We start from the raw sequence: 796 nt of genomic DNA, 5'->3' as shown, positions 1-796 counted from the left end.
GAATACTCAAGTCACTTGATTAAAGTGTGTTTTGAGAACTCAATTATTTTCGCAATAACCTTTCGGTTATTACTATCAGCTTTCCAAATTTTTAAAGAGCGGGCTTAAAAAAGCCAAAGATAAATTCTGCATTTATCTTTGGCATCTCTAACCTAAACTGCATGCTCTCAGCAAAGAGCAAATGGTGGAGCTATGCGGGATCGAACCGCAGACCTCCTGCGTGCAAGGCAGGCGCTCTCCCAGCTGAGCTATAGCCCCATTTACATGCAGCGAGATTAATATCAAGGCCCAATCGATTGATTGGGAAGCCAAATCGACTTTAGACAAGGCGTAAGTTGAGGACGTTTAGCACGCTAAACGACGAAGCTTACAACGATGTATAAAGGAAGATTTGGTGGGTCAGAGTGGACTTGAACCACCGACCTCACCCTTATCAGGGGTGCGCTCTAACCAGCTGAGCTACAGACCCATTTCTTTTTGGTCTTTTAATCCCTGTGCGGCGTTACTTTCTTCGTTTCTCGGTCATGTGCTCATGCACACTCCCTGCGAGACTCATCAAGTGCCTTGCTCTGGCATCAAAATCCTCAAAAATACCTTTCGATATCTTTCTCTATCTTCTATCAAGTAATCTGTGTGAACACTCAAAAGGTACACGGATGTACCGAATGTCGAAAATGCAGGAGCATTTTTCGACCAAGTATCAAATCATCGTATAGGTAAGGAGGTGATCCAGCCCCAGGTTCCCCTAGGGCTACCTTGTTACGACTTCACCCCAGTCATGAACCACACCGTGGTA

General features: G+C 45.0%; 2 tRNA genes and 1 rRNA gene. All 3 read right to left on the bottom strand.

Going from position 1 to position 796, the window contains the following annotated elements:
- Window positions 1-182 precede the first annotated feature (182 nt).
- Window positions 183-258, bottom strand: a tRNA-Ala gene (locus DB48_RS08175).
- Between the two features lie 134 nt (window positions 259-392).
- Window positions 393-469: transfer RNA gene (locus DB48_RS08170), tRNA-Ile, on the bottom strand.
- Between the two features lie 248 nt (window positions 470-717).
- Window positions 718-796: ribosomal RNA gene (locus DB48_RS08165) — 16S ribosomal RNA — on the bottom strand; the annotation flags it as partial.

Origin of the sequence: Shewanella sp. cp20, assembly GCF_000832025.1 — a bacterium.
Classification (GTDB): Bacteria; Pseudomonadota; Gammaproteobacteria; order Enterobacterales; family Shewanellaceae; genus Shewanella.
The sequence above is the reverse complement of the archived record's forward strand: the minus strand, read 5'-3'. Positions and strand labels throughout refer to the sequence as shown.